General features: G+C 64.1%; 17 protein-coding genes and 2 pseudogenes. 13 read left to right on the top strand and 6 right to left on the bottom strand.

The window, feature by feature from the left end; all coding sequences use genetic code 11:
• Position 1 precedes the first annotated feature (1 nt).
• Positions 2-1,432, top strand: coding sequence for an FAD-binding oxidoreductase (locus ACYG9Y_RS18635; protein WP_023738476.1), 1,431 nt, complete (start codon positions 2-4; stop codon positions 1,430-1,432).
• Positions 1,433-1,616: 184 nt separating this feature from the next.
• Entirely contained in the window at positions 1,617-2,183 is a 567-nt protein-coding gene (locus ACYG9Y_RS18630; protein ID WP_023668457.1) for a DUF6101 family protein, read from the top strand.
• 262 nt (positions 2,184-2,445) lie between these two features.
• On the opposite strand, the gene ubiA is transcribed toward ACYG9Y_RS18630, so the two are convergent.
• Both ubiA and ACYG9Y_RS18620 read right to left on the bottom strand, forming a co-directional pair.
• On the bottom strand, positions 2,446-3,429 hold the full coding sequence (gene ubiA, locus ACYG9Y_RS18625; protein ID WP_023738477.1) for a 4-hydroxybenzoate octaprenyltransferase: 984 nt from the start codon (positions 3,427-3,429) through the stop codon (positions 2,446-2,448).
• A gap of 51 nt (positions 3,430-3,480) precedes the next feature.
• A pseudogene (locus ACYG9Y_RS18620) lies at positions 3,481-4,393 on the bottom strand (LysR family transcriptional regulator).
• Between the two features lie 41 nt (positions 4,394-4,434).
• Here ACYG9Y_RS18620 and ACYG9Y_RS18615 point away from each other — a divergent pair.
• Together ACYG9Y_RS18615 and purD are read left to right on the top strand one after the other, a co-directional pair.
• A pseudogene (locus ACYG9Y_RS18615) lies at positions 4,435-5,248 on the top strand (phytanoyl-CoA dioxygenase family protein).
• A gap of 145 nt (positions 5,249-5,393) precedes the next feature.
• The gene (gene purD, locus ACYG9Y_RS18610) at positions 5,394-6,680 is read left to right on the top strand and encodes a phosphoribosylamine--glycine ligase (protein ID WP_023738478.1); all 1,287 of its coding nucleotides are present in this window, start codon (positions 5,394-5,396) and stop codon (positions 6,678-6,680) included.
• A gap of 3 nt (positions 6,681-6,683) precedes the next feature.
• Here purD and ACYG9Y_RS18605 read toward each other — a convergent pair whose 3' ends face one another.
• Positions 6,684-7,796 carry a glycoside hydrolase family 25 protein gene (locus ACYG9Y_RS18605; RefSeq protein WP_023723281.1) on the bottom strand — a complete coding sequence of 371 codons (1,113 nt, stop codon included), beginning with the start codon at positions 7,794-7,796 and terminating at the stop codon, positions 6,684-6,686.
• Between the two features lie 448 nt (positions 7,797-8,244).
• Between ACYG9Y_RS18605 and ACYG9Y_RS18600 the strand changes: the two genes are divergently transcribed.
• The gene (locus ACYG9Y_RS18600; protein WP_023738479.1) at positions 8,245-10,014 is read left to right on the top strand and encodes an acyl-CoA dehydrogenase family protein; all 1,770 of its coding nucleotides are present in this window, start codon (positions 8,245-8,247) and stop codon (positions 10,012-10,014) included.
• Positions 10,015-10,045: 31 nt separating this feature from the next.
• The gene (locus ACYG9Y_RS18595) at positions 10,046-10,798 is read left to right on the top strand and encodes a crotonase/enoyl-CoA hydratase family protein (protein ID WP_023738480.1); all 753 of its coding nucleotides are present in this window, start codon (positions 10,046-10,048) and stop codon (positions 10,796-10,798) included.
• 8 nt (positions 10,799-10,806) lie between these two features.
• Here the strand turns inward: ACYG9Y_RS18595 and pdxH are convergent, their stop codons facing one another.
• Positions 10,807-11,436 (bottom strand): pyridoxamine 5'-phosphate oxidase, encoded by a 630-nt coding sequence (pdxH, locus tag ACYG9Y_RS18590; RefSeq protein ID WP_081725434.1) that lies wholly within the window; start codon positions 11,434-11,436, stop codon positions 10,807-10,809.
• 28 nt (positions 11,437-11,464) lie between these two features.
• On the opposite strand from pdxH, the gene ACYG9Y_RS18585 reads away from it, so the two are divergent.
• Positions 11,465-11,926, top strand: a complete 462-nt coding sequence (locus ACYG9Y_RS18585; RefSeq protein WP_023702032.1) for an RT0821/Lpp0805 family surface protein — start codon at positions 11,465-11,467, stop codon at positions 11,924-11,926.
• Between the two features lie 122 nt (positions 11,927-12,048).
• Positions 12,049-12,978, top strand: coding sequence for a DnaJ C-terminal domain-containing protein (locus ACYG9Y_RS18580; RefSeq protein ID WP_023749359.1), 930 nt, complete (start codon positions 12,049-12,051; stop codon positions 12,976-12,978).
• 19 nt (positions 12,979-12,997) lie between these two features.
• On the opposite strand, the gene ACYG9Y_RS18575 is transcribed toward ACYG9Y_RS18580, so the two are convergent.
• The gene (locus tag ACYG9Y_RS18575) at positions 12,998-13,633 is read right to left on the bottom strand and encodes a TetR/AcrR family transcriptional regulator (protein WP_023738481.1); all 636 of its coding nucleotides are present in this window, start codon (positions 13,631-13,633) and stop codon (positions 12,998-13,000) included.
• 187 nt (positions 13,634-13,820) lie between these two features.
• Between ACYG9Y_RS18575 and mddA the strand changes: the two genes are divergently transcribed.
• From mddA to ACYG9Y_RS18560, 3 genes are all read left to right on the top strand, one after another.
• On the top strand, positions 13,821-14,555 hold the full coding sequence (mddA, locus tag ACYG9Y_RS18570) for a methanethiol S-methyltransferase (protein WP_023698505.1): 735 nt from the start codon (positions 13,821-13,823) through the stop codon (positions 14,553-14,555).
• 224 nt (positions 14,556-14,779) lie between these two features.
• Entirely contained in the window at positions 14,780-15,601 is an 822-nt protein-coding gene (gene fabI, locus ACYG9Y_RS18565; protein WP_023727494.1) for an enoyl-ACP reductase FabI, read from the top strand.
• Positions 15,602-15,647: 46 nt separating this feature from the next.
• Positions 15,648-16,235, top strand: a complete 588-nt coding sequence (locus tag ACYG9Y_RS18560; protein ID WP_023732104.1) for a histidine phosphatase family protein — start codon at positions 15,648-15,650, stop codon at positions 16,233-16,235.
• An 84-nt stretch (positions 16,236-16,319) separates the two neighbouring features.
• Here ACYG9Y_RS18560 and ACYG9Y_RS18555 read toward each other — a convergent pair whose 3' ends face one another.
• Positions 16,320-16,574, bottom strand: a complete 255-nt coding sequence (locus ACYG9Y_RS18555) for a DUF1344 domain-containing protein (RefSeq protein WP_023685405.1) — start codon at positions 16,572-16,574, stop codon at positions 16,320-16,322.
• 183 nt (positions 16,575-16,757) lie between these two features.
• Between ACYG9Y_RS18555 and aroC the strand changes: the two genes are divergently transcribed.
• Both aroC and ribB read left to right on the top strand, forming a co-directional pair.
• Positions 16,758-17,873, top strand: coding sequence for a chorismate synthase (gene aroC, locus ACYG9Y_RS18550; protein ID WP_023749360.1), 1,116 nt, complete (start codon positions 16,758-16,760; stop codon positions 17,871-17,873).
• Positions 17,874-17,947: 74 nt separating this feature from the next.
• Positions 17,948-19,048, top strand: a complete 1,101-nt coding sequence (gene ribB / locus ACYG9Y_RS18545; protein ID WP_023738482.1) for a 3,4-dihydroxy-2-butanone-4-phosphate synthase — start codon at positions 17,948-17,950, stop codon at positions 19,046-19,048.
• The last annotated feature ends 142 nt before the right edge of the window (positions 19,049-19,190 follow it).

The raw sequence follows: 19,190 nt of genomic DNA, 5'->3' as shown, positions 1-19,190 counted from the left end.
GATGAACGACTCCCCCTTCGACCTCGATCCCGCTCTCATCGACCGCTTCACTGCCATTGTCGGCGAAAAATATGCACTGCGCGACCAAGCCGATATTGCGCCGTATCTTACCGAGCGGCGCGGGCTGTGGCACGGTAGGACGGCCTTGGTGCTGCGTCCCGGCAGCGTCGACGAGGTGAGCCGGATCATGCGGCTGGCGAGCGAGACGGGAACGCCGGTCGTGCCGCAAAGCGGCAACACCGGGCTGGTCGGCGCCCAGGTGCCGGATGCCTCCGGCCGCGAGATCGTGCTTTCTTTGTCGCGGCTGAACCGCATTCGCGAGATCGACGTCTTCTCGAACACGGTGACCGTCGAAGCCGGCGTCATCCTGCAGACGCTGCAGGAAGCCGCCGACGCCGCCGACCGGCTGTTTCCGTTGTCGCTTGCCGCGCAAGGGTCCTGCCAGATCGGCGGCAATCTCTCGTCCAATGCCGGCGGCACCGGCGTGCTTGCCTATGGCAATGCGCGCGAACTCTGCCTTGGTGTCGAAGTCGTGCTGCCGACCGGCGAGGTGTTCGACGATCTGCGCAAACTGAAGAAGGACAACACCGGCTACGATCTGAAGAACCTGTTCGTCGGCGCCGAAGGCACGCTCGGCATCATCACCGCCGCGGTGCTGAAACTGTTTCCCAAGCCCAAGGGGCGCGAAGTCGCCTTTGCCGGCCTGTCGTCGCCGGAAGCAGCGCTTTCGCTGTTCAGCCTGGCGATGGACCGGGCCGGGGCGGCACTCACCGCCTTCGAGCTGATCGGCCAGCGTCCTTATGATTTCACGCTGCGCCACGCGCAGGGCGTCATCCGGCCGCTCGCCGAGGACTGGCCCTGGTATGTGCTGATGCAGATATCATCCGGCCGTTCGGCCGAGGACGCCAGGGGGCTGATCGAGGAGGTGCTGTCGGAAGGCCTCCAGCAAGGCATCGTCGGCGACGCGGTGATCGCGGCAAGCCTGGCGCAGGGCGACGCCTTCTGGAATTTCCGCGAGGTGCTGCCGGATTCGCAAAAGCCCGAAGGCGCGTCGATCAAGCATGATATTTCGGTGCCGGTGGCATCCATCCCGGCGTTTATCGAAAAGGCGGCCGGTGCAGTGGCTTCGGTCAGTGCTGGTGCGCGCGTGGTCTGCTTCGGCCATATGGGCGACGGCAATCTCCACTACAACATCTCCCGGCCGGAGGGCGGTGACGATGAAGCGTTTCTCGGCCTCTACCACGCCATGAACCATGCCGTGCACGATGTTGTGCGCTCCTTCCAGGGTTCGATCTCGGCCGAGCATGGCATCGGCCAGTTGAAGCGCGACGAGCTGATCGCCACCGCGCCGCCCATGGCGATCGAGCTGATGCGCCGAGTGAAGGCGGCCTTCGACCCGGCCGGCATCATGAATCCCGGTAAGGTTATCTGATCCTTTCAACATTTTGTGGCTGGTCTCATTCCGATAACCATCGCCTGAGATCAGCAAAATTTAACTGACTTTCTTAAGCCGGGCGGCAGAAGCTCGCGCTAATGTTTCACACAACGAGGCCGGGAAAACTGGCCCGGTGGGATCCGTGAAAGCGGCTCTCAGGAGAAACACAGGAAGGCAGCAGATGAACAGTGTATTGAAGCCCGTCTGGGCCGGGCGCAACATGCGCCTCGACCCATTCCGCCTGCCGCAAGTGGTGAGCTATGCCACGCGCGACGACTATGGCGACGTTACCTTCACCATCGACCAGCGCGGCGCCGTCATCCGCCGCACGCTCGAGATGAGCGGCGTGCCGGCGATCATCGCGCTGCCCGCCAACGCGTTTCGCGGCGTCGCCGCCCGCGCGATGGAGGATGCGCAAGGCAATGTCACGGTAACCCTCGAACTCCTGCACAACGACCCGATGCTGTCGGTGCCGCTGCTGGTGGCCGACGATCTCGACGACGTCGCCGCCGACTGGCGCGCCTGGGCCGATGCTTACCGGCTGCAGATGCTGCTGATCGAATCCGACGGCATTGCCCGCACGCTGGAGGAATCGCTCGGCGCCGCCATCAAGGCGCTGCCGGCCAAGGATCGCCGCAAGGGCCGGGTCTCGACCACGCGCCGCCCGCGCTTCCTCGCCCGCCGCAGGGCCGGCAATCTCGGGCTGAGGCTGGTGATCGATGGCCAGGAGATTATTTCGCGGGAGTAGCTTGGCCGGCGATTGGCGAAACCGCCGATGACAGCCTTCTTCTCCCCGGCACTATACGGGGGTTGAGGAGCGGTCCGCGTAGCGGACGAAAAGCCAATTGCTTGGCTTTTCGAGTGACGAACGCCCGGCAGGGCGATGAGGGGCGGCGCTGACCGAGGCATTTCTCGCAATATCGCCGCTGTGCATTTCATCTCCAAGATTGGCGCTGCCCCTCATCCGGCTGCCGCCACCTTCTCCCCGTATAGTGACGGGAGAAGGGAGACTACACCAGCGGCTTCAGCGCCACCCACAGCGCACCGCCGATCAGGCCGATGAAGATCAGCCAGCCGACCTGGTTGTTCGATTTGAACAGCCGCAGGCATTGATCGGGATCGTCGATATCCAGAACCGCTATCTGCCGCGCCATATGGGCGCCGGCGGCGATCAGCCCGGCCAGCGCCACCACCGGCACCTGCGCCGAGGCGAAGGCGATGGCGAAGCAGACCAGCGTGCCGCCATAAAGCCCGACCAGCCAGGTCTTGGTGTTGTCGCCGAACAGCCGCGCCGTCGAGCGCACGCCGACGATTGCGTCGTCTTCCTTGTCCTGATGTGCATAGATGGTGTCGTAGCCGATCACCCACAGGATCGAGCCGATATAGAGCATGATGCCCGGGCCATCGAGATCGCCGAACTCGACCGCCCAGCCCATCAGTGCACCCCAGGAGAAGGCGAGCCCGAGCACCAATTGCGGCCAGTTGGTGAAGCGCTTCATGAAGGGATAGACGGCAACGATGACCAGCGAGACGATGCCGAGCGGAATGGCGAAGTCGTTGAACTGCAACAGCACGACCAGCCCCAGCAGCGCCTGGATGACCAGGAATATCCAGGCCTGGCGGCGCGTCACCTTGCCGGCCGGCAATGGCCGTGAGCGCGTGCGCTCGACCTTGTTGTCGATGTCCTGGTCGACAATGTCGTTATAGGTGCAGCCGGCGCCACGCATGGCGACGGCGCCGACAAAGAACAGGAACAGGAACCACGGCGACGGCAGCAATGTGAGCAACGGGTCTGCCGGGCGGGGATAGGCGCTGGCCGCAAGCGCTGCCGACCACCAGCAGGGCCACAGCAGCAATTGCCAGCCGATCGGCCGGTCCCAGCGCGCAAGCTGCGCGTAAGGCCACAGCGAGCGCGGCAATATCTTGTAGACCCAATGGCCGCTCGGCGCGTCGGCGACGCGGCCCTGTGCGGCTTTCGACTGGATGGTTTCCATCGTGCTGGAGTGGCAGCAGCGGCGTGCGCCGTCAAGCGGCCGCATTGTCGCTCAGGCGGTGAAAATATCGTGGCTGGCAAACCATTCCTTCGCCACCTCCGTGAAGGCCAGCGCCGCCTTCGACAGCCTTTGCCTTGTGTCATGGGTGAGGATGATGCGCTGCATCGGCAGCGGATCGGACAGCGGCTTGCAGACCAGCGGCAGCCCGTCATAACTCCTGTCGCCATAAGGCCTGGTGTAGCTCACTGCGACGCCGAAGCCGTTGGCGACCATGCTGCGCTGCAGTTCGAACGAACTCGCCGTCGATTGCGAGACCGGCGACAGGCCGCGGCTGAGGAACAGGTCCAGCCATATGCTGCCAGTTATGCGGCTGGTCGGTGGTGATCAAGGCATGGGTCGCCAGCTCCGCCAGGCTGACGCTGGCCTGGCTGGCCAGCGCGTGGCCTTGCGGCAGAAGCGCGTGTGGCCGCAGCTCATGCAGCAGGGTGCGGGCGAAGTGCGAGGGCAGGCCGAGATCGTAGGTCAGGCCGAGATCGATTGCCGCATCGCCGAGCCGCCGGCCGAGCGTCTCGAAGGTCTCGTCGCGGACCACCACGGTGACCGCCGGGCAGCGTTGCGAAAAAGCGCGGATCAGCGCCGGCGCGAAATAAGGCGCCAGATCCTCGAAACAGCCGAGCACAAGTTCGCCGCCGACATCGGCGTCGCGCGTCCCGAGCCCAACCAGTTCGTCCGCTTCGGCCAGCACCTGCTTTGCCTTCGCCACCGCGCTGCGGCCGAACGAGGTCAGCGCGATGCCGCTGCCGCGCTGGCGCACGAACAGTTTCTGGCCGAGCGTCGCTTCGACATTGTCGATCGCCACCGAGATCGAGGGCTGCGAGACGTTCAGCATCCGGGCGGCCACCGTGACGCTGCCGTGACGGGCAACAGTGACGAGGTAGCGCAACTGGGTGAGGGTCAGGTTCATAGTAAAGCTATAAGGGAGATGAGAAGTTATTATTTTACGCGATGTGCGGCGGCTGCGATAGTCGGTCATCGAAACAGGGAAGACATGAGATGGCCGCCAGACATATTGATGCCGCAGCGACTGCCGACTACCAGCGCGACGGCGCGGTCTGCATACGCGGCGCCTTCAAGGACTGGGTCGGCACCATCGCCGCCGGCATCGAGCGCAACATGCAAAACCGCAGCGCCATGGCTTCGGACATCGCCAACGGCAAGGGCAGCTTCTTCGACGATTACTGCAATTGGGAGCGCATTCCCGAATTCGTCGACGTGGTGCGCAATTCCCCGGCCGCGGAACTCGCGGCAGCGGCGATGCAGTCGCGCAGCGCCCAGTTCTTCCACGACCATGTGCTGGTCAAGGAACCGGGCACGCAAAAGCCGACGCCTTGGCGGCACCCAGACCGTCAGCTTCTGGATTCCGATCGATCCGGTCAAGGAAGCGACGCTGCGGCTGATCGCCGGCTCGCACAAATGGGACAAGATGATCCTGCCGGTGCGCTGGCTAGATGACAGCAATTTCTATGCCGGCGAGGGCGACTACCTCCCCGTGCCGGATCCAGACAAGGACCCGTCGCTGAAGGTGCTCGAATGGGAGATGGAACCGGGGGACGCCATCCTGTTCGACTTCCGCACCGCGCATGGTGCGCGCGGCAATCCGACCGCGGCGCGGCGCCGGGCGCTGTCGCTGCGCTGGGTCGGCGACGATGCGCGCTATGTCGAGCGCCCCGGCCGTACCTCGCCGCCCTATGCCGGCCATGACATGAAGCCCGGCCAGAAACTGCGCGAGGACTGGTTTCCAGTGGTCTTCCAGAGCTGAGCCGCGAGAGCCGCGCTTCTGCTTCGGCTTGCCGATGCGTGCGACGTTGCCGTGCGCAACCGGCAAGCAGCGGACCAAAAGTCTTGACCCGCGCTGCGCAGCGCAATAGCGCAGTCCCTGTCGTGAAATGACAAGGGACATCGGCATGCGCGTTTTGTTGATCGGCTCCGGCGGCCGCGAACATGCCTTGGCCTGGAAGATCGCGGCCTCGCCGCTTTTGACCAAGCTCTATGCCGCGCCCGGCAATCCGGGCGTCGCCCGCGAGGCCGAACTGGTCAAGCTCAACATTAGCGACCATGCCGCTGTCGCAACCTTCTGCAAGGACAATGCGATCGACCTCGTCGTCGTCGGGCCGGAAGGGCCGCTGGTCGCCGGCATTGCCGACGATCTGCGCGGCGAGGGCATCCGCGTCTTCGGCCCGTCGAAGCGGGCAGCGCGGCTCGAAGGCTCGAAAGGTTTTACCAAGGACCTTTGCGCCAAATACGGCATCCCGACCGCCGCCTATGGCCGCTTCACCGAACTGGCTGCGGCCAAGGCTTACGTCGAAAAGGTGGGAGCGCCGATCGTCATCAAGGCCGACGGGCTCGCTGCCGGCAAGGGCGTCACCATCGCCATGACGCTGGACGAGGCGCGCGCCGCCCTCGATGCTTGTTTCGACGGCGCATTCGGTGACGCCGGCGCTGAGGTCGTGGTCGAGGAATTCATGACCGGCGAGGAGGCGAGTTTCTTCTGCCTGTGCGACGGCACGACCGCACTTCCCTTCGGCACCGCGCAGGACCACAAGCGCGTCGGCGATGGCGATACCGGCCCCAACACCGGCGGCATGGGCGCCTATTCGCCGGCGCCGGTGATGAGCCCCGAAATGGTAGAGCGCACCATGCGCGAGATCGTCGAGCCGACCATGCGCGGCATGGCCGAGCTTGGCGCGCCGTTCGCCGGTATTCTGTTTGCCGGGCTGATGATCACCGACAAGGGGCCGAAGCTGATCGAATACAACACCCGCTTCGGCGATCCCGAGTGTCAGGTGCTGATGATGCGGCTGAAGGACGATCTGCTGGTGCTGCTCAACGCCGCCGTCGACGGCCAGTTGGCGCACAGTTCGATCCGCTGGCGCGACGATGCCGCGCTGACCGTGGTGATGGCGGCACAGGGCTATCCCGGGACGCCGGAAAAAGGCTCGGTCATTCGGGGTCTCGACGAAGCCGCCGGCGAAGGCGTTGAGATTTTCCATGCCGGCACTGCCATCAATGGCGGCGCGCTGGTCGCCAATGGCGGCCGCGTGCTCAACGTCACGGCATCAGGCAAGACGGTGGGCGAAGCGCAAAGCCGCGCTTACGCCGCGCTCGACCGTATCGACTGGCCGCAAGGCTTCTTCCGCCGCGACATAGGCTGGCAGGCGGTGGCGCGGGAAAAGGCCAGCGCCGCCACATAAGCCTCAGCGCTCGCGAACCAGTTCCGTCGAAGCGGTGCTGACCGGGTCGGCGGCCTGCGAGAAGGCGGCCTCGAGCAGAGCCTCCGAACGATACGTGGTCCGCTTCCAGGCGACATACTCGGCAATGCCGAAGCGCGCGCGGCGCGGCACCGTCTTGACCACCGGCATGCGGAAGGCGGCGCGGAATGTCTGCCAGCGCGCGCCGAGCACCGCCACCATTTCCTCGACCGTCGGTGGCGTCGCCACATCGGCGTATGTGATGGTGACTTTGCCGGCGAGCCCGGCCGCGCGCGACACCGGCACCGGTATCGAGGCGAGGTAGTCGGGCGGCACGTCGATCAGGCCGCCGAAGGGCCATTGCTGGCGCAGTGCCGCCGCGTCCATCGGCGCGACGTTAACGTCGATGTCGTTGGGCGTGCCGGCGACGCGGTAGGGGCAGCGCAGGCGCCCGCAATTGGCCTGCGCCGAGAACTGCCACAGCGCATAGCCCTGCCAGTTGCCCATCGGAAAATGCACGTCGATGTCGGGCTTGTAGCGCGCATACCAGAGCGGCAGCCGCGACAGCAGACGGTATTGGTAGCGGTTGTCGGCGATGTACTGGGCGGTCTTGCCGTTGGTGTAGAGGATCGGGAAACGGCCGAGCCGCCGGTGCACCTGGCGCACGAATTCCTCGGCATCCTCGAGCGACATCCATTGCGAGGGGTCGTTGCCTTCGAGATCGAGGGCGAGCAGATCGTCAGGGGCTGGCTCGGCGAAATCGATGAAACTGTTGGCCTGCTCGAGCGGATTGCCGGGGCGGGCAAGATGATACGCGCCCCATTTCAGGCCGAGCGCCTTGGCCACCACCTTGCGCGTCTGAAACAGCTCGCGCGTCACCGCAAAGCGTTTCCACAATGTCTTGCAGAGTTTGACCGTAGGCTCGTCGCCGTAGCAGAAATAGGGCGGCGGCAGCCCGTCGGAGGCCTTGTTGATGAAGCCGACAATGCGCTTGTCGGTGGCAAGCTGCGCCCAGTCGATGGAATTGTATTCATAGGCGTCGACCACCAGCGCGCGGTCGCCATCCCGCCAAGGCTCGGAAAAGTCCGAGGCTGTAGCCGCTGACGTCAGCGCCATCATCGCCGCGAGAGCGATCGCTGAGCGGCGAAGAAGATGCGCCGGCGTTTTCAAACAGGGGATCCCCGCTGACCAAACACCGATGGTGGACCGGTATGGTTAAGGAAGTGCTTTCGGGCAGGAGTCCTGTCGCTCTCGCGATTTCGTCATTCTATGGCGAAGCAAGGAGCGAAGCGACGCGGCGCGGACCATAGTATGCATTCCGCGACTTCGAAGCGTTGCCACGGCGCGGAATTCTGCACCGTTGCGCCCCTAGCGCGAGGTCGCGACATGGTACTCGGCGTCCGCTACGCTCCCGCTCCACCTGTGGACGACGAAGTTCGATGAAAATCCGCGTGACAAAGTTTGACGTTTACGTAAAAAGAAGGTCGGAGGCCGCCCAGAGGCGGATGGTTTTGCATCGGCCCGGGTCCTAGGATCGAGCGGTCGGAGCAGCGGAGGAGAAAGCGGCATGTACAAGGCCCCGGTCGACGACATTTCGTTCACGCTCAAGCATGTCGCCGGGCTCAAGCCGGCGCTCGACCGCGGCGCGTTCGGGGACCTCGGCGAAGACCTTGTCGACGCCATCCTGTCCGAGGCCGGCCGCTTCGCCAGCGAGGAAGTGGCGCCGCTCTACAAGATCGGCGACGAGCATGGCGCGGTGCTGAAGGATGCGACCGTGACCACGCCGCCCGGCTGGAAGGCGCTTTACCGCAGCTGGATCGACGGCGGCTGGAACGCGCTGTCGGGACCGGAAGAATTCGGTGGCCAGGGCCTGCCGACCATGCTCGGCGTTGCCGCGCTCGAAATGTGGAACTCTGCCGCCATGGCCTTCGGCATCGGCCCGACGCTGACCATGGGCGCCGTCGAGGCGCTGGACAAGCATGCCTCCGAAGCGCTGAAGGCAAAGTATCTGGCAAAGCTCGTCTCCGGCGAGTGGATGGGGACGATGAACCTGACCGAGCCGCAGGCCGGTTCCGATCTCGCCGCCTTGCGCAGTCGCGCCGAGCCTGCCGGCGACGGCACCTACCGCATCTTCGGCCAGAAGATCTTCATCACCTATGGCGAGCATGATTTCACCGACAACATCATCCATCTGGTGCTGGCGCGGCTGCCCGACGCACCGGCCGGCACGCGCGGCATCTCGCTGTTTTTGGTGCCGAAATTCCTGGTCAATGATGACGGCTCGCTCGGTGCCCGCAACGACGTCTTCTGTTCCGGCCTCGAGCACAAGCTCGGCATCCATGCCTCGCCGACTTGCACCATGATCTATGGCGACGGGTTCCAGGGTGCTGCGCCCGGCGCCGTCGGTTGGCTGATCGGCGAGGAGAACAAGGGGCTCGCCTGCATGTTCACCATGATGAACAACGCGAGGCTTTGCGTCGGCATGCAGGGCGTGGCAGTGGCCGAAGCCGCGACGCAGAAGGCGATCGCCTATGCCAATGAGCGCCGCCAGGGCAAGGCATCGGACTTTTCAGGCGCCGGGATGGCGCCGATCGTCCATCACCCCGACGTGCAGCGCAATCTCTTGACCATGAAGGCTTTGACCCAGATCGCCCGCGCCATCTCGTATTCCTGCGCCTATGCCATCGACTTTGCGCGTGTGTCGACAGGCGAGGAGGCCGCGCATTGGCGCGATCGCGCCAATCTGCTGACGCCGCTGGCCAAGGCCTTTTCCACCGATATCGGCGTCGATGTCGCATCGCTCGGCGTCCAGGTCCACGGCGGTATGGGCTTCATCGAGGAGACGGGCGCGGCCGCGCTCTATCGCGACTCCCGCATTGCGCCGATCTATGAAGGCACCAACGGCATCCAGGCGATCGACCTTGTAGCCCGCAAATTGCCGCTTGGCGGCGGCGAGCATGTGCATGGCTATATCGCCGAACTGAAGGCCATCGCCGACGAGGTGCGGACCTCGAACCTGCAGGGCTTCGGCCGCACCGCCGAAGCGCTTGACCAGGCGTTCGACGATCTCACCGAGGCGACGCGCTTCCTGCAGAAGCTGCTGGCCGACGGCCGTCTGGACGAAGCGCAAGCCGGTGCGACCCCCTATCTCAGGCTGATCTCGCTTGCTGCCGGCGGCGCTTATCTGGCGCGTGGCGGACTTGCCCAGCAGAGCCGCATCGCCCTTTGCCGCTTTTTCGCCGAAAACCTGCTCGGCGAAGTCAGCGCCTTGAAGGAACGCGTCATCGATGGCGCCGAGAGCCTCGCTACCGCCGGCAAGGCGCTGATAACGGCCTGAATACCAGAGCGCTCACCAGGGAAGAATGACCGTGACAGACCATATTCTCGTCGAGCGCCAGGGCGCCATCCAGATCATCCGCATGAACCGTCCCGACAAGAAGAACGCACTGACGCGCGCCATGTACGCGACAATGTCCAAGGCGCTGGCCGATGGCGATGCCGACCCGGCGGTTCGCGTCCATGTCTTCCTCGGTGTGCCTGGCGCCTTCTCTTCCGGCAACGATCTCGCCGATTTCCTGGTCATCGCCACCGGCGGTGAGGGCGGCAACGAGGTCTGGGACTTCCTGATGGCGCTGGCCAAAACGGAGAAGCCGATGGTCTCCGGCGTCGACGGCATTGCGGTCGGCATCGGCACCACGCTCAATTTGCATTGCGACCTGACTTTCGCCACGCCGCGCACGGTGTTCCGCACACCCTTCGTCGACCTCGGCCTGGTGCCGGAGGCGGGCTCCAGCCTGCTGGCGCCGCTCATCCTCGGCAGGCAGGGCGCCTTTGCGCTGCTTGGACTCGGCGAAGGTTTTTCCGCCGAACGCGCCAAGGCCGCCGGCCTGATCTATGAGGTGGTCGAGGAGGACGGGCTAGAAGCCGCGGCACTCGCCGCGGCCGGCGCGATCGCCGCCAAGCCGCCGCAGGCGCTGAAGATCGCTCGTGACCTGATGCGCGCCCCGCGCGACGAGCTTGTCGCCCGCATCAAGGTGGAGAGCGAGCGTTTCTCCGAGCGGCTGAAGTCCGACGAAGCGCGCGCCGCGTTGACGGCCTTCATGACGCGCAAGAAGGCCTGAACTTATCCTCAGGGATAAAGCCGTGTCTTGTCCCAGCCGCCTTCGGCGTTGCGCGAAAAGACCAGCCGATCGTGCAGCCGGAATGGCCGGTCGTGCCAGAACTCGATCGCCTGCGGCACGATGCGGAAGCCCGACCAGTGCTTTGGCCGCGGGATTTCGCCGATAGGGTAGCGCGCCGTGTATTCGGCCACCGCCTTCTCCAGGGCAAAGCGGCTTTCCAGCGGCCGCGACTGTTTCGAAGCCCATGCGCCGATCCGGCTGCCGCGCGGCCGCGTCGCGTAATAGGCGTCGGCTTCAGCGTCGCTGACGATCTCCACCGGACCGCGTATGCGCACCTGGCGGCGCAGCGATTTCCAGTGGAAGCACATCGCCGCCTTCATGCTGCCAAGAATCTCGCGGCCCTTGGCGCTCTCGAAATTCGTGTAGAAGACAAAGCCGCTTTCATCGAAACCCTTGAGCAGCACCATCCGCACATCCGGCATGCCGTCGGCATCGACGGTTGCAAGTGCTACGCCGTTGGCGTCGTTGATTTCGCTTTTCTTGGCGTCCTCCAGCCACTCAGCAAAGAGCCGGAACGGCTCGGCGGCTTCGGTAAAGTCACTACTTGTTAACTCAGTGTCACTCATAGTTTTTCTCAAATTGTCTCGAGCTTCAGGAGGTTGCCGATTGTCGCGTATCGCGCAAGCTTTTGACAGCGGGCAATGGAGCGTTATCGCTTCGGCCAGTTCGAAAGCCGTGATCGTGATTATCGCACTGCCGCTTGCCGCCTGCGGCGCCGGCGGCTTCAGCCTGGAAAAGGCCGAGGTCGATCGTTCCATCGTCACCTCAAGCGCGCCGGCCAGGGTGACATCGACGGACGCCGACAGCGCTTCCGACCAGACCACGATCGGCAATGCGGTGTCTTCGGCCGACATCGAGGAGCTTCGCGGCCAGGCCGTGCCGTGGGCGAATGCCGACACCGGCTCGCGCGGCTCCATCACCGAACTCGCCGAAGTGCAGGACAACGGCCAAGACTGCCGCAGCTTTACCGCCTCGCGCGAAAGCTTCGACGGCGTCACTTTGTTCAAGGGCCAATTGTGCATCGCCGCGGCCGGCGGCTGGCACATGCAGGACTTCAAACCGCTCTGATTTTCCAGGGTTTGCGGGCGCCGCAATTTCAGCCTCGATAAGCCTGCGCGCCACTGGAATTTCTTCCTATGGGAGCGCATATAAGGGCCAACGGATTTAACTCATTTTCCAGGGCAGGACGCATGCGCGACCCCTATGAGGTGCTGGGCGTTGCCAAGAACGCATCGGCCAATGACATAAAATCGGCCTACCGCAAGCTCGCCAAAAAGTATCATCCGGACCAGAATCCGAATGATCCCAAGGCCAAGGACCGTTTTGCCGCCGCCAATCAGGCCTATGAGGTCGTCGGCGACGAGAAGAACCGTGCGGCCTTCGACCGCGGCGAGATCGACGCCGACGGCAAGCCGAAATTCCAGGGCTTCGAGGGCGCGGCCGGTGGCGGCGATCCGTTCGGTGGCTTCCGCCGCCAGCAGGGCGCCGGCGGCTCGCGCTTCGAATTCCGTTCGGGCCGCCCGGGCGGCGATCCTTTCGACGGCAACAGCGACATCTTCAGCCAGATCTTTGGCGACGCTTTTTCCGGTGCGCGCGGCGCTGGCGCCGGCGACCGCCGCCAGCAGGCGACAGCCGCCGATCTCAACGTCACGCTCGACGTCACCATCGAGGAGATAGCGACCGCCGAAAAGGTGACGGCGATGTTCCCCGACGGCCGCAAGATCGCGGTCAAGCTGCCGGTCTATGTCGAGGATGGCCAGACCATCCGGCTGAAGGGCCAGGGCGAGCAGGGGCCGGGACAGCCGGGCGATGCGCTGGTCAAGATCCGTATCCGCAGGCACCCGCGCTACCGCATCGAAGGCCGTGACCTGCATGCCGATCTGGAGGTAGCGTTGGCCGACGCGGTGCTGGGCGCCAAGGTGCCGGTCGACACGCCGACCGGCAGGCTGGCGGTCAACATTCCGGCCTGGTCGAGTTCCGATAAGGTGCTGCGCCTGAAGGGCAGGGGCTTGCCGGAAAAGGCCGGCGGCCATGGCGATCTCTACGCCCATGTTCGCATCATGCTGCCGGAAGGCGGCGACAGCGAACTCGAAGCGCTGATGCGCAGCCGCAAAGGCTGATGCGGCTCGACTTGGCTGGCTAGCTGCCGGGCGCCGCTTCCTCCATCCGCCGGATGGTTTCGCCGAAGCGGCGCAGCGCCTGCCGCACCGGGACATGCGGGCCCTCGATCTCCAGCAGGATCATCGTCTCGCTGCCGAGGAAGGCGGCGCTGACCAGACTGGTTACTTCGGCGGCGGAGAATGGCCCGAGGCCGCCGAACCGCTGCTCCGCCTCTTCCGCCAGTCCGTCCAGCAGTTCGAACCAGCCGCGCAGGTCGCGGCGCACCGCCTTGGCGATTTCGGGGCTCGACAGGCTTGCCGCGATCATCTCGTGCAGGATCCGGACATAGCCGGACGCCAGATCATCGTCGAGGAAATCGCAAGCGCGCTCCCAGCGTTGCCACAGCGGCATCGGTGCCGCAAAGGTCTCCGCCTGGCGCTTCAGCAGGCCCTCGTTCAGATGGTCCAGCAGGGCCAGGAACAGCCGTTCCTTGGAGCCGAAATGGTAATGGATCTGGCTGAGCGGAACCCCGGCGATCTCGGCAACGCGGCGCGTCGACAGATCGGCATAACCGCCTTGATGGAGGCATAACTCGGCGGCCGAAATCAGTTCGGCGCGCGTGTCGCGCTTTTGCTTGTTCTGCGGCGGGGTAACGGCTTCGGCAGCGTCCGTCATGCGGCGTGGCTGCCGCTGTTAGCGGTGCAATCTGGGCGGATCATAGCTTCTCCTGTCCGGGGCTGGACGTCCCTCCACTCTATCTCGGTCGAGCGACCGATCAAGTTGACTCGTCAGAGAATTTATGGTTTTTGACACTGAATTCGGTCGACCGACCGAATCCTGATGCTTGCATGGAGGGGCAGTCATGGCGGGCGTAATCACCCTTATCTACGGCGTTGCCGCATACCTGATTTTTCTCGGTTCGTTTCTCTATGCGGTCGGTTTCGTCGGCAACATGGTCGTGCCGAAATCGATCGATTCCGGAGTCGCTGGAAGTCCGGCCGAAGCCGTCATCGTCAATGCACTGCTGCTCGGTCTTTTCGCCGCCCAGCACAGCATCATGGCGCGGCCGGTTTTCAAGCGCTGGTGGACACGGATTGTCCCGCACGCGGCCGAACGCAGCACCTATGTGCTTCTGGCCAGCCTCATCCTGCTGCTCCTCTACTGGCAATGGCGGCCGATTCCCGGTCTCGTCTGGACGGTCGAGAACCCGGTCTGGGTCGCCGTCATCCATGGCGTGTTCTGGCTCGGCTGGGCGGTATTGTTGACCAGCACCTTTCTGATCAACCATTTCGAACTGTTCGGCCTGCGCCAGGTTCTCGCCGCTTTGCGCAAGAGCGAACCGGCGCCGCCCGTGTTCAGGACGCCGCTGTTCTACAAATGGGTCCGGCACCCGCTCTATGTCGGCTTTCTCCTGGCCTTCTGGGCGACGCCGTCCATGACATGGGGCCATCTTCTGTTCGCGGCGGGCAGCACCGGCTACATCCTGCTCGGCATCTTCCTCGAGGAACGCGATCTCGTCGCGATGTTCGGTGACCAGTACCGCCTCTACCGCAAGCAGGTGGGAATGCTCATTCCCTGGCGCAAAATGGCTGGATAGGGCCGATGCGTTGCCGACCAGCCGATTCGGCTGGTCGGCCGGGCCTGGGCCATCAAGGCGCGCTGGCCGCAGTGAGGCGTTCAAATCTCACAACAACGTTATTATCCCCCATTCGTTGTCACGCCGAGTGTCTGAATTGAACGCGCGCCCCGTCTGCGCTTGATGCGCCTTTCTGCCTGTGCGATAGGCACTCCAAAGCAGAAAATCTTTCGGAGAGCGCTGACATGGCGGGTGGACAGGGCCTTATGGCCGGCAAGCGCGGCCTTATACTGGGCGTCGCCAACAACAGATCGATTGCCTACGGCATCGCCAAGGCCTGCGTCGACCATGGCGCCGAGATCGCGCTGACCTATCAGGGCGAGGCGTTCAAGAAGCGCGTCGAGCCGCTGGCTGCGGAATTGGGCGCCTTTGTCGCCGGTCATTGCGATGTCACCGATCCGGCGAGCCTCGACGAGGTGTTTGCCAATGTCGCCAAGCATTGGGGCGGCAAGCTCGATTTCCTCGTCCATGCCATCGCTTTTTCCGACAAGGACGAGCTGACCGGACGCTATGTCGAGACGACGCGCGACAATTTCCTGCGCACCATGGACATTTCGGTCTATTCCTTCACCACCATCGCCAAGCGCGCCGAAGCGTTGATGACCGATGGCGGCTCGCTGCTGACGCTGACCTATTACGGCGCCGAAAAGGTCATGCCGCATTACAACGTCATGGGTGTCGCCAAGGCCGCGCTCGAAGCCAGCGTGCGCTATCTCGCCGTCGACCTCGGCGGCAAGAAGATCCGCGTCAACGCCATCTCGGCCGGGCCGATCAAGACCTTGGCTGCTTCGGGCATCGGCGACTTCCGCTACATCCTCAAGTGGAACGAATACAATTCGCCGCTGAAGCAGACCGTCACCCAGGAAGAAGTCGGCGATTCCGCCGTGTATTTCCTGTCGGACCTGTCGCGTGGCGTCACCGGCGAGGTGCACCATGTCGATTCCGGCTATCACGTCGTCGGCATGAAGGCGGTCGACGCGCCGGATATTTCGACCGTCAAGGAATAGTTCTGCCGCGGTTTCCGCCTGCCTGTCCTGATTTCCGGAAGACCCGATGGTTCCGCTCGTCTACATCGTGCGCCATGGCCAGACGCAGTGGAATGCCGAGTCGCGGCTGCAGGGCCAGGCCGACACCGATCTCAACGCGCTCGGCCGCGAGCAGGCGACCCGCAATGGACGGCGGCTGGCCGAACTGATCCAGAATCCTGAGGATTTCGACTTTGTCGCCAGCCCGATGAAGCGGACGCGCGAGACGATGCAGCGGCTACGCTTGGCGATGCAACTCGATCCCGATGCCTACCGCACCGACCCGCGTCTGGTCGAGGTGCACTTTGGCGACTGGCAGGGCTTTACCTATGCCGAACTCGATGCGCGAATGCCGGGCTCGGCGAAGGCGCGACGGCGCAACAAATGGAATTTCCAGCCGCCGGGCGAGGGCGCCGAAAGCTACCAGATGCTGCTCGAACGGGTGAAGCCGTGGTTCGACGCGCTCGACCGCCAGACGGTCTGCGTCACGCATGGTGGCGTCGTGCGGACCCTGTTTCGGATGGTCAAGGGTGTTTCCGAACACGAAGCGGCAAACCTGGAAGTGCGGCAGGACCGGGTGCTCAGGCTGCAGGACGGGCGTCTGGATTGGCTTTAGGTTCGAGCAGATAAAAACAGGACGACCGTCCTGTTTATCCGGGCAGGGCTCCGCCGAGCGGCAAGGGCCTGTGCGATGTCGGTGTTACTCGGTGTCGGGCAGTTCCATGTCGGTGACGACGTTCTCGCCATTCGTCACGTCATAGGCAATGACGATATCCATGCCCGGTTTCAGCGAATCGAGATCGGTCTCGGCGTTGAGCTTGAAGGACTTGCCGTCCTCCAGCGTCAGCGTCAGCGCGTCCTTGTCGACCTTCTTGATCAGGCCTTCGGTCTGGCCGGCATAGGCGGCGGTGGAAATCAGCAACATGGCGGCAGCAGCGCCAATCAGGGTACGCATCGTCGTCCTCTTTGTCATTGCGCCTGCACGGATGGCGGCGAGCTTTCAACGGGCGGATGGAAGAGAGCAGAAACCAACCGAATGTGTCAAAACTAAAACCGCCGGATCACAGTTTGACCGCTGTGGAAAACGCCAATAGAACGCACCTTTGATCCGGTCCGCTGCCGGGCAGGGCTAAAATTCATGTCTCACAACACGTTCGGCCATCTCTTCCGCGTCACCACCTGGGGCGAAAGCCATGGCCCGTCGCTCGGCTGTGTCGTCGATGGCTGCCCGCCCGGCATCCGCTTCACACGGGCCGAAATCCAGGCCGAACTCGACAAGCGCCGCCCCGGCCAGTCACGTTTTGTGACGCAGCGCCGCGAACCGGACGAGGTGAAGGTGCTGTCCGGCTTCATCCTCGACGAGGACGGCGAGTCGATGATCACCACCGGCACGCCCGTCTCGATGCTGATCGAGAATATCGACCAGCGCTCCAAGGACTATGGCGAGATCGCCCGCCAGTACCGCCCCGGCCATGCGGACTACACCTATGACGTCAAATACGGCCTGCGCGACCATCGCGGCGGCGGCCGTTCTTCGGCCCGTGAGACCGCCGCTCGCGTGGCGGCCGGCGCCTTGGCGCGCAAGGTGGTGCCCGGCATGGTGGTGCGCGGCGCGCTGGTCTCGATGGGCGAGAAATCCATCGACCGCGCCAACTGGAACTGGAATTTTATCGGTGACGCCGAAAACCCGTTCTTCACCCCCGATCCGGCGTCCGTTCCCGTCTTCATGCAATACCTCGACGGCATCCGCAAATCCGGCTCCTCGGTCGGCGCGGTGATCGAGATCGTCGCCGACGGCGTGCCCGCCGGACTTGGCGCGCCGATCTACGCCAAGCTCGACCAGGACATCGCGTCCGGCCTGATGTCGATCAACGCCGTCAAGGGCGTCGAGATCGGCAACGGTTTCGAAGCCGCCCGCATCACCGGCGAACAGAATGCCGACGAGATGCGCATCGGCAATGACGGCAAGCCGGTCTTCCTGTCCAACAATGCCGGCGGCATTCTGGGCGGCATCTCGACCGGCCAGGCGATCGTCGCCCGCTTCGCCGTCAAGCCGACCTCGTCGATCCTGACGCCGCGAAAATCCATCGACAAGGACGGCAACGACGTCGACGTCATGACCAAGGGCCGCCACGACCCCTGCGTCGGCATCCGCGCCGTGCCGATCGGCGAAGCCATGGTTGCCTGCGTCATCGCCGACCATTATCTGCGGCACCGGGGACAGACAGGCCGGGGATTAGGCAGTAGGGATTAGGCAATAGGCCAGCCCATCCTTCCTTCCCTAACTCCTACTGCCCAACCCCTATTCCCTGCGAGCGAAGCGAGCCAATGCCATACGATCAGAAGAAAATCGTCGAAGCCATCCGCGCCTTCGAGCGCGGCGAGATCGTCGTCGTCATGGACGATGACGGGCGTGAGAACGAGGGCGACCTGATCGTTGCCGCCGTGCATTGCAGCCCGGAGAAAATGGCCTTCATCATCCGTCACACCTCCGGCATCGTCTGCACGCCGATGCCGCGCGAGGAGGCCAAGCGGCTCAATCTGCAGCCGATGGTCGCCGACAATGATTCCGCCCACACCACGGCCTTTACCGTCAGCGTCGATTTCAAGCATGGCACCACCACCGGCATTTCGGCCGAGGACCGCACGCTGACCGTGCGCAACCTGGCCAACGGCAATGTCGGCGGTTCGGATTTCGTCCGGCCCGGCCACATCTTCCCGCTGATCGCTAGGGAAGGCGGCGTGCTGATGCGCTCGGGCCATACCGAAGCCGCGGTTGACTTGTGCAAACTTGCCGGCCTGCCGCCGGTTGGCGTGATCTCGGAGTTGGTCAATGACGACGGCACCGTCAAGCGCGGCCCGCAGGTGGCGAACTTTGCCGAGGAACACGGCCTCAAGCAGGTCTCGGTCGCCGACCTCATCGCCTACCGGCAGCGCAAGGAAACGCTGGTCGAACGCGTCGCCTGCTCCGAAATCGACACACTCGGCGGCAAGGCGCAGGTCTTCACCTACACGCTGCCTTGGGATTCCATGCACCATGTCGCGGTCGTTTTCGGCGACATCCGTGACGGCGAGGACGTCCCGGTGCGGCTGCATTCCGAGGATGTGGTGACCGACGTGTTCGGCACCAGCCACCGGCTCGACGCCATTATGAAGGCGATGGGCGAACGCAAGCGCGGCGTCATCGTTTACCTCCGAGAGGGTTCGGTCGGCGTCGCCCATCAGGAGCGCAACCGGCCGATGAGTGCCGACCGTGAGGACCACGAAGAGGCCCGCCGCCGTGAGAACGAGTGGCGAGAAATCGGCCTCGGCGCCCAGATCCTGAAGGACCTCGGCATTTCCTCGATCAACCTGATCGCCTCGCGCGAGCGCCACTATGTCGGGCTTGAAGGCTTTGGCATACATATCGCCAAGACCGAGATTATCTAGTTCGTCGCGCAAGAGCGACGCTGCCGAAAAAATTGCGCGGGCAGGTCGCCTGCTTCTGCGATTTGCTGAAGGCTCCACGCGTTCGTCATCCTATGGCGAAGCAAGGAGCGAAGCGACGCGGCGCAGACCATAGGATCCATGC

It is taken from the genome of Mesorhizobium sp. W050 (assembly GCF_054719535.1).
Note: the sequence above shows the minus strand (reverse complement) of the source record. Positions and strands in the feature narration are given on the sequence as shown.